Consider the following 8,796-nt stretch of genomic DNA (forward strand, 5'->3'; position numbering starts at 1 on the left):
ACTTTGATAAGGAATATAATTCTCCCATTTCCATGGTGTATAAATATCGCCAATTGAAATTTCTAAGAGTTCTTTAAATATACTTTCCGCATTATCACTATTGGACATAATTATTATTCCTATTTTCCTTTCCGGAAAAATTATTGTATAGTGTTGGAATCCCTCACTATGACCTTCTTTGAAGGCACCAAATCCAAAAGGTGAATTTAGCAAGCCCCAACCTAAACCGTAGCTAAGTTCTATTCCATCATTTTCATTGGTTATTTGTTGGGCCAATGGCCCAAATTGTGCCTTTGAACGAATCCGAATATTGGGATAAAACATTAGTTTTGTTACTGCAGACTTGCTTGAATGTACTTCCATGAGATGTTTAACAAACTTTGAATAATCTTCTAAAGTCGTTTCCATTGAACCTGCTGCTGAAGCATCATCCAACTCAATGTCTCTAGGCAATTTTAATTGGTCACTAGAATGTCCGTAACAAAAGTGCTCTTTGAACTTTTCATCCCATAGGTAGCTTGTGTTGTGCATTTTTAAAGGATCAAAAACAATTTCTTTTGCAAGTACTTCAAGTTTTTTTCCTGTAATATGTTCAATTATCTCTTGTAAGAGATGTAAACCCTCACCCGAGTAACTATATTTTGCTCCCGGCTCAAAAAGAATTCTTAATTTTTCGCCAGGATTATTGATCCATCTCCAATTTGGTAGTCCGGTAGTATGGGATAAACACATACGTGCGGTTATTTTTTGGTATCTGATATCCCCTTTAAGATCACGCAGATTTCTCCAATCTTTCTCTACAGGTAGATCCGGGATAGCTATATCAACATAATCTTGTAAAGGTGTATCTAAATCTAAAATCCCTTGTTCAGTCAAATGGGCTACAATGTACCCAAAAACAGCCTTACTGAATGAGGCGCCGTAAAAAACATGATCCACTTTCAAGCTGTCTTTAGTTTCGATATTGGCATAACCAAATGCTTTATTGAAAATGACATCATTATTATTGAAAATGGATACAGCAACACCTGTTACGTTTGCTTCATGAATTAAATGGTTGATTTTATTGGTTAATGAGTCCTCAGTTATAGTAGTCCCATCTAAACGTTCCACTTGCTGGATCTTTTTTCCAGTACACCCCATAAAAAGAGTAATTCCAACCAATAAAATGGTAGAAAAGATTTTTGCAGATTTTTTGTTGCTTCCTATGAAGGGAATGGATAGGGGATAGTAACACTTTTGATCATTTATAGCTTTTATAATATTGAATAAGGTGATAATTAGGCCTAATGGAATTACTGCAATGAAAAAGTAAAACCCCCAACCTTTTATAGTAAGTAGCGCCACCAAGGAGAGAATATAAAGTAAGCTTATACTGATTTGAAAATTGATCACTTTTATACCATGATGATTATAGATAGGATTATCTTCTCGCTTATGGATCCACAAAAAAAGAGGAAGAAGGATATTGAATATTGGTAATACAAACCCTAGAATGGGAGTGCCATGCATTAAGAGTAACCATTTCTTTTGTATGGCTTCTTCCTTTGGATTTTCTAAAGTAAGTAGATCATCGACCTCGATATCCAAGGCTACAGCTAATAGCTTTATAGTTTGAAGATGTGGACTTACTTCTCCCTTTTCTATGCGTTGTATAGTGCGTATAGTAACAGTGGTTTTTCCAGATAATTCTTCCTGAGTATAGCCCTTTAATTTTCTTTGGTAAACCAGGTTTTTTGCGATTGATTGAGTTTTCATAATTTTTCTATTTGTTTTGGTCCAAAACTATTAAAAGGCTTCTGTTTTTGTTACGACATCTTCATGTCATCTATCTGTCATTCCAGTTTTTTAAAGGTTTTGACCCAAGTTAAGGTTATAAAAATTTTTTTATTAAGGAAAGTAAATAGGGAGTTTTTGGTTGATAACTATATTCAATGGGGGTATTTGAAAAAAATATGCAAATTAAATACAAAGCCTTTTGTTTGTCAGAATCAATTTTTGAGTGAAATTAGGATTCTTATAAAGTTGTAATTGAATTTTATTAATAGGGTTATTTTTTTATTACTCCATGATGTGTATGAAATATAATTTTTCATATATTTATATAAAGCCAAAACAATTTCCCTATTTATTGGTTTCCCTATGGTTTCTGGAAATAACCAAAATGATCTACCTGGAAAGCCTACCCTACTAAAATTCCCCTGTTGTATTTTAATTGAGGAACCATTCCTTTGGTGGTAGAAGCTTATTCCCAATAAGATGGTTTTAGAAGGGCCTTAAGGGTCCTCAGACATCCTTTTCAGTTTCAGGGTTGAAACCCTGCTATGGATGGACTTCCTTCCTCTTAACCCAATTTTAATCTGTTAAACCATTTACCTATAATCTCATGAAAAATTTAATTTTAGCTCTTTTCAGCGTTTGTTGTACAGTTTCTTTTGTTTTTGGACAAAGTAATGATCGCAACCTTCAAATTGATATTATTTACCAATCTGGAGAAGATAATTCGGTAGAATCAAACAATGAGCTATCGGCCCCGACTTCGGGAGAAGGAAACTTTAAAAATATTCAATCGTTATTTAGCGCACAAAGCGGGAATGGACAAAACTTGCGTAATAACAATCAAATTAATGGGGATGAAAATGGGAAAATTATCCAGAATTTGTTTGCTATTCAACTAGGTTCAAACCACAGTGTATCGGACAATAATTTTGTGAAGGGGGATGAAAATGAGAGAAATTTTCAAAATGTTATTATCATTCAAAATGATATGATGAATTCTTTGATAGGGAACAATCAAATTAATGGAGAGGGAAATAGGGGGAATATCCAAGGTTTGAGAGCTAGTCAAAATGGGGATGGAAATTCTGTAACAGGTAATAATCTGATTACTGGAACTGCAACAGTAATGGTATTCTCAGCAAATTTGAATGATCCAGGAGATAATAATAAGGGTAATTTACAGAGGCTCTGGGTATCTCAAAAGATGTCAAATAATAATGTATTTGGTAATAATATTATTGGTGGGGACAATAATGATCTTAATATTCAATTGGGAAGAATCGAACAAAATGGGACTGATAATTTAGCTTTTGGTAATAATTTATTAGCAGCTGATATTACTGTGAGTCCGAATGGGACTGGGACTGAATCGGTAGAAATAAATACTGGAGGAGATGATAATAATCGTAACTTTCAATTCCTTCGAATTCGTCAGAATGGAACCAACAATAAAGTCTTTGAAAATAATATTATGGAGGGGAATGGAATGGAGAGGATGACTCAAATTCATGTTTCCTATCAACGGGGAACTGGCAATACAGTGAGTAATAACAATACTGTGAGGCCAGGCGCTTAGGTACATCTCCTTTATTTAACGAGGGAGCAATCATTCAAAATTATGAAAGTCTTTTTGTTAATATGAGTACCTAATTTTAGGGTGGATAATGACTCTCAGGTATTTGCTGTTTTAACAATATGGAGTCCCTGATATATAAAGAAGGCCTTTTAAAAACCATTTGTAGCCAATAGAAAATTTTTAAACATACTCAAACTAATAATATTAAAGTAAGATTCCCTTTTCTGAAATTGGCCTTTTGGATTTGGGTTAAAATCTTGTCAAACCTCTTAATTTATTCGATTTTAATATCCTTTTATAAAAACAAACTTTATAAAGTTGGAAATGTCATATTTAAAACCAATCTCTATTGCAAAATAGACGAAATCATCCTGGAAATTTAGAATTGCGGAGCAGTCCTATGTTTTTTCTATTATTTGGTTTCGGTTTTTGAAATTAAACTAACCTTGAGAAACGTTATTAAGTCATTTTTTGGATTAATGTTGTTAATTCCATATTTTATTTCAGTACTCGAACTGTTCGGATTCGTATATCTTTTAAAGGGCGGTCAAATTTTCCCGTTTGAATGGAGGCAATGGAATCAACAACCTCAAGCCCTTTAACAACTTCACCAAATACCGTATAGTTCTGATCGAGATGTGGTGTGCCGCCAATGGATTTGTATACCTCCCGGTGTGCATCAGGTATAGTATACCGTTCAAAATTTTCATATTTCTTGGCCAAGTTCCTAATGCTGTCATTGAACAGGTTGTACCGCTCCCAATTTTTATCGTCTTCTGCTTTTTGCAATGAATCTACCAGGGGTTTGTTCGCAAGATCATTTTTGAAATAATGTTCTGCCAGAAATCCGTTAATTCGGCTTTCGGCCGCGGTCAGAAGGCTATCATTGAATATTTTTCCCTGAACTATATAGAATTGCATGCTGCTGGATGCCCGCTTCAGATTACCATTTCGAGCTGCCCCTAATGCTCCTTTTTTGTGGAAAAGTTTGGGGTTGAATTCAGCATCCACCATGTACGGAAGACCGCCGTTACCTAAGGTGTCGGCCGGCTGAGCGTTTCGGCTATCTGGGTCTCCGCCTTGTATCATAAAATTTTCAATCACACGGTGAAATAGCAAACTATCGAAAGCTCCTTCATTGGCAAGTTTGATAAGATTATCCCTATGGAGGGGTGTTTCATTGTACAGATCAATAACGATTTCGCCATAATCGGTCACCATTTCGATTTTTGGTCTTTCTTCGTTTATGGAATCAGAGGAATCTGTTTTTGAATTGCAGCTCCAAAATGCCATTATGGAGAGTAGGAGCAAGGTAGTTTTATTTAATGTTTTCATTTTTTGTCTTGTGTAATGGAAATTCTAGTCAGCTTGCCATTTAACCCAACGTCTCAGTTAACAAACCGTAGCATGGGTTTGACGATGAGCTCTAGGGTTAGTTATTATTGCACGAAATCTAAAGTTATCTTTTTTCTGCTACAATTCGCCTTACTGTAAATTAAATATTCTTCCTAATTTTTGGCTGGCAGTAATAAAGCTTATAAAGCTACATAACTCGGATATTTCCACATCTGTAAAGCAATCACGTAATATGGCGAAATGTTCCACCTTGATCGATAAGTGGTCAATTGCAAAAAGCTCAGCGAAAGCAGTAGCTAATTTTTCCCTTTGGTTTTCTTTTATCTCATTTGGCTTTCCTGCTTTCTTCATGCAATATTCACATTGATTTCCAAATGCCAGAGTTTTTCTTACTTCCTCTAATAATTCTTTTTCCAAATGAGTGACGGTGTAAAAAGTACTTTCTAAATTGGTCCAATTGTCCAGGATTGTCTGGTTGTGGCCGATTAATTGTTGAAGTGGAGTGCTTCCACTTTTCGATAATGAAATTCTAGTAGACATATCTGAAAGTTTTATTTATGACAAAATTAGAATGGAGAATAAATAATTTTGCTTTGGATTGCTTTGAATATTGCTTTAATTTCCTTTGAATATTATTTATTTTTATGAGTTTACTTTATTATCTAAAGTTATCTAATGGCCGCCACTGAAATGGACACTCTTAATCGGAAGATCTTGAGGTGTTTACAAGAAAATGCAAGAATGAGTTATGCAGAAATTGGAAGAGTAGTTGGACTTTCAGCTCCCGCTGTAGCTGAAAGGGTTCAAAAATTGGAGGAACAAGGGATCATTACCGGCTATAAGGTTTCCCTAGATCTTGGAAAGGTAGGCTTGCCATTAGAGGCCGTCATTTCACTAAAAATCTCTTCTGGCCAGCTAGAATCATTTTTGTTTCAAGTTCAAAAATATGAGGAAGTTTTGGAGTGCCATCGGATAACGGGAGAGAATTGTATGATGTTAAAGGTAGCTGTAAAAGGCCCTAAAGAGCTGGAATTATTGATAAACCAACTAATGGAGTATGGTGAGCCAACTACATCAATGATCCTTTCTTCTCCGGTAAAAGCTCGGGTAATTTAAAATAACTGATAATCATATTGTCTCATTTTTGGGGTGAATGATTGTTTCCTCTAACGGCTTACCACTTTTTTAAACAAAAGTGGAAATAAACTTTTGAAGTTTATAGATGAAGTTAGATGGAATAGGCTTTGGCTTCATTAAGAAGCCTCATTTGAAGCCATAAGATTTTCCTTTTTCAATTTGCATAGTAAATTTAATTTCTGGCATTGGAATTATTCCATCCCATCAAGCCGCCATACGCTGGGCACCTCCGGTTTTTCGCTGAATATTTACCTCCACAGGTACTTGATTTGTTACAATGTCAAATACTGGGGAGTGTTTTTGAGCCAGTTCGCAAAGGTCCTCAAGTTGTTCTTCTGAAGCATTTGACTTGACTGTGAAGTTCACCTTTATATTTTGAAAACCATTACGTACATCTTTGGATAAGTCTAGGAACCCCCGTACATCCAATTCTCCTTCCAACTTAGATTCCAACTTTTCCACTTCAATCCCCCTTGCAGCGGCATAATAAATAAAGGTACTGGTTAAACAAGCTGCAAGGGCGTGCAAAGCAATTTCCACCGGGTTTGGCCCTTTGTCTTTTCCCAATAAAATCTGGGGTTCATCGGCTTCTAAAACAAAAGACTGGGTACGGTTTTTATCTTCCTCCCCTGCGCCATAAAAACTCTTGATACGACTTTTGTTATTTCCTCCCTCAACCCAGGTATTCCTGGCCCGGAATTTAAACTTTCCTAATTCCGGCTCCTTTTTTATAGCATTGATCGTCTCAGTTAACTCATTTACGTTGACACCATTGATGATAGTTTTAGCCATTTTATGTTCCTCCAAAAAGATTAAGTTCATTTTAATGGGATAACAGGATAAAAATCGTTCTTAGTTTCAAAGGTCCATGACTCATTCAAAAGATTTCGGCTCAGCTGCTTTGGTGTTTATCTCATTTTAATTTTTTGTTTGGAATGATTTTTAAATTAGATTAGTACAATTTAGGGTATTTCAGCTCTTTTGCTTTTTATTTTGTAGTGGCCTGTTTAGCCATTATGTATTGCTGTTCCTTTGAATTGTCCAACCAAAATTTAAAGATTACTGACTAAACAGGCTTTTTTTGCAAACTATTATGGGTTATAGTATTAAGGTCACAATTCGCATTAGTTAATTAATATTTAGCAAATTTAAATTTAGATTATTTACACCTTATTAAAATCTTTAATAAGATAATCCCGGGGCCTTGTGTAAATAATTATTAGTTTGCAGTTGCTTTAAGATAAAATCTGCAACATCAGCTCTTGATATTTTTAGTTGCAATGATTTGTCGTTAGAATCGAATCCTTGCCGGTAATTGCCCGTTTTAGGCCCATCGGAGAAAGCACCAGGACGAACAATTGTCCAGTCCAATCCGCTTTTCATTACATATTCCTCTTGTAGCTCATGGTCTAAGAGAACATTTTTTAAATACCACCCAAACATTATGTTTTTCCAAAAGAAATTAAGGTTATTTTTGCTCTCTCCACAACCAAGAGTTGTTTGACAAATCAGGCGGTTTACACCATTCTTTCGCATAGCTTCAATAATGATTTTGGTGCCTTGAGAGCGAACGGTTCCTTTTCTTTTATTTCCGGATCCCAGAGCAATACACACTACATCTTTTCCTTTAATGGCATCCTGGACACTTTCAGGATCAAAGACATTTCCTTCCATCACCTTCAAGTTTGGATTTTTGATGTAATTCAGTTTATCTGAATTTCTGCAAAAAGCGGTTACTTGATGTCCCTCTTTCAAACTTTGCTCTACTAAGTGTTTCCCAATTGTTCCTGTGGAACCAAATATAATTACATTCATGATTTTTAAATTTAGATTATGATGCAAAATTAAGGGGTGGGGAACCGGTTAGATAGAATAAAACCGACAAAAGGCTTGGAGTATGTTAAAAAAATTTACTAATAGCCGCAAAAGGCTTTAAAAAGCCTGTTCTTTATGTCAGGGACTCCATACATCTTATTTTAATGGTATCAACTTCGTTTGTCGTATTTTTCGTCCTTAGCCACCAGCTACGAACTCAAAAAGGTTTTCGATTAGACCTTAAAAATTCCATTTTCACTTCAAAACAAAATATTTAGACAAGCTTTTATTTAGCCATTTGATTTAGGTAATACGATGGAGTTTGCCCTGTATACTTTTTGAAGGTTCTGATAAAATGGGATTGATCCGAAAAGCCACTGTCGATACCCACTTCTACCAATTTATTGAAATTTGCCCGATTTAGTTTGTGTAGAGAGCATTGAAATTGCACAATCTTTGCAAACTGCTTTGGGGTTAGGCCAATTTCTGTCAAGAAATTACGCTCCAAAGTTCGTTCGGTGATAGGGAGTTGTTCTAGTAATTGGTTGACGGTAATTTGTCCTTCATGTTGAAGAATAATGTTAATCGCTTTTTGAATCCTGTCATCAGGTGTTATTTGGTGACTTTCTATTAATATCAGCATTAAATCAGAAATAATATTAATTTGTTCTTCTAGCTCCTTTTCATCTTTTAAAGACCTGTGGAAGGCTTCGATTCCAATATGCTCCAATTGAAGCAGATCGAAACAATCATCATTGAGTACCCTTGGGTCTATACCTAATAAATACTTAGAGGCGAAAGGATAAAGCTGGAAAACAATGAACCTGTAGGGACCTTTTACATCAAGAGAAATTGGGTCAAGGGTTTGGCCATATAGAAAAAGCTCGGATAGCTTTTTGTTCTTTGGAAGTAAATAAAAACCGTTCTCAGCTTGTTGAAACATGATTCCGGGATACCCATCAGCATAAAGAGGGATGTTTTTATGAGCAGTTGTGTCCTTACTTTCACCAACCATGATACAATTGATAAAAGGCTCCAGGTGTTTTGGTACTACAAACTCAATACTTTTCATAGGAGAATGTCCAATAGTAAACAACGCTTGGTAATTGTGAGGTGCTATTATTTAGGGAGAA

8 protein-coding genes are annotated in these 8,796 nt (G+C 35.4%); 2 read left to right on the plus strand and 6 right to left on the minus strand.

The window, feature by feature from the left end; all coding sequences use genetic code 11:
* On the minus strand, window positions 1-1,758 hold a 1,758-nt coding region (locus E1171_RS13525), incomplete at its 3' end, for a serine hydrolase (protein ID WP_155206561.1).
* A gap of 628 nt (window positions 1,759-2,386) precedes the next feature.
* Between E1171_RS13525 and E1171_RS13530 the strand changes: the two genes are divergently transcribed.
* A complete protein-coding gene (locus tag E1171_RS13530; protein WP_155206562.1) occupies window positions 2,387-3,355 on the plus strand; it encodes a hypothetical protein in 969 nt (322 codons plus the stop codon).
* Between the two features lie 498 nt (window positions 3,356-3,853).
* On the opposite strand, the gene E1171_RS13535 is transcribed toward E1171_RS13530, so the two are convergent.
* Entirely contained in the window at window positions 3,854-4,690 is an 837-nt protein-coding gene (locus E1171_RS13535; RefSeq protein WP_155206563.1) for a peptidylprolyl isomerase, read from the minus strand.
* 150 nt (window positions 4,691-4,840) lie between these two features.
* Complete coding sequence (locus tag E1171_RS13540) at window positions 4,841-5,251, minus strand: carboxymuconolactone decarboxylase family protein (RefSeq protein ID WP_155206564.1); 411 nt, start codon at window positions 5,249-5,251, stop codon at window positions 4,841-4,843.
* 135 nt (window positions 5,252-5,386) lie between these two features.
* On the opposite strand from E1171_RS13540, the gene E1171_RS13545 reads away from it, so the two are divergent.
* On the plus strand, window positions 5,387-5,827 hold the full coding sequence (locus E1171_RS13545; RefSeq protein ID WP_155206565.1) for an Lrp/AsnC family transcriptional regulator: 441 nt from the start codon (window positions 5,387-5,389) through the stop codon (window positions 5,825-5,827).
* 225 nt (window positions 5,828-6,052) lie between these two features.
* Here the strand turns inward: E1171_RS13545 and E1171_RS13550 are convergent, their stop codons facing one another.
* From E1171_RS13550 to E1171_RS13560, 3 genes are all read right to left on the minus strand, one after another.
* The gene (locus E1171_RS13550) at window positions 6,053-6,670 is read right to left on the minus strand and encodes an OsmC family protein (protein ID WP_222931501.1); all 618 of its coding nucleotides are present in this window, start codon (window positions 6,668-6,670) and stop codon (window positions 6,053-6,055) included.
* Between the two features lie 360 nt (window positions 6,671-7,030).
* The gene (locus E1171_RS13555) at window positions 7,031-7,663 is read right to left on the minus strand and encodes an NAD(P)-dependent oxidoreductase (protein ID WP_155206566.1); all 633 of its coding nucleotides are present in this window, start codon (window positions 7,661-7,663) and stop codon (window positions 7,031-7,033) included.
* Window positions 7,664-7,949: 286 nt separating this feature from the next.
* Window positions 7,950-8,735 (minus strand): helix-turn-helix transcriptional regulator, encoded by a 786-nt coding sequence (locus E1171_RS13560; protein WP_155206567.1) that lies wholly within the window; start codon window positions 8,733-8,735, stop codon window positions 7,950-7,952.
* Between the last annotated feature and the right edge of the window lie 61 nt (window positions 8,736-8,796).

This window comes from Xanthovirga aplysinae, assembly GCF_009711365.1.
Lineage (GTDB): Bacteria > Bacteroidota > Bacteroidia > Cytophagales > Cyclobacteriaceae > Xanthovirga > Xanthovirga aplysinae.

Excerpts from the sequence above, each read along its gene's own strand:
- E1171_RS13530 (WP_155206562.1), top strand. The coding sequence starts at position 2,387 with ATGAAAAATTTAATTTTAGCTCTTTTCAGCGTTTGTTGTACAGTTTCT.
- E1171_RS13535 (WP_155206563.1), bottom strand. The coding sequence starts at position 4,690 with ATGAAAACATTAAATAAAACTACCTTGCTCCTACTCTCCATAATGGCA.
- E1171_RS13540 (WP_155206564.1), bottom strand. The coding sequence starts at position 5,251 with ATGTCTACTAGAATTTCATTATCGAAAAGTGGAAGCACTCCACTTCAA.
- E1171_RS13545 (WP_155206565.1), top strand. The coding sequence starts at position 5,387 with ATGGCCGCCACTGAAATGGACACTCTTAATCGGAAGATCTTGAGGTGT.
- E1171_RS13550 (WP_222931501.1), bottom strand. The coding sequence starts at position 6,670 with ATGAACTTAATCTTTTTGGAGGAACATAAAATGGCTAAAACTATCATC.
- E1171_RS13555 (WP_155206566.1), bottom strand. The coding sequence starts at position 7,663 with ATGAATGTAATTATATTTGGTTCCACAGGAACAATTGGGAAACACTTA.
- E1171_RS13560 (WP_155206567.1), bottom strand. The coding sequence starts at position 8,735 with ATGAAAAGTATTGAGTTTGTAGTACCAAAACACCTGGAGCCTTTTATC.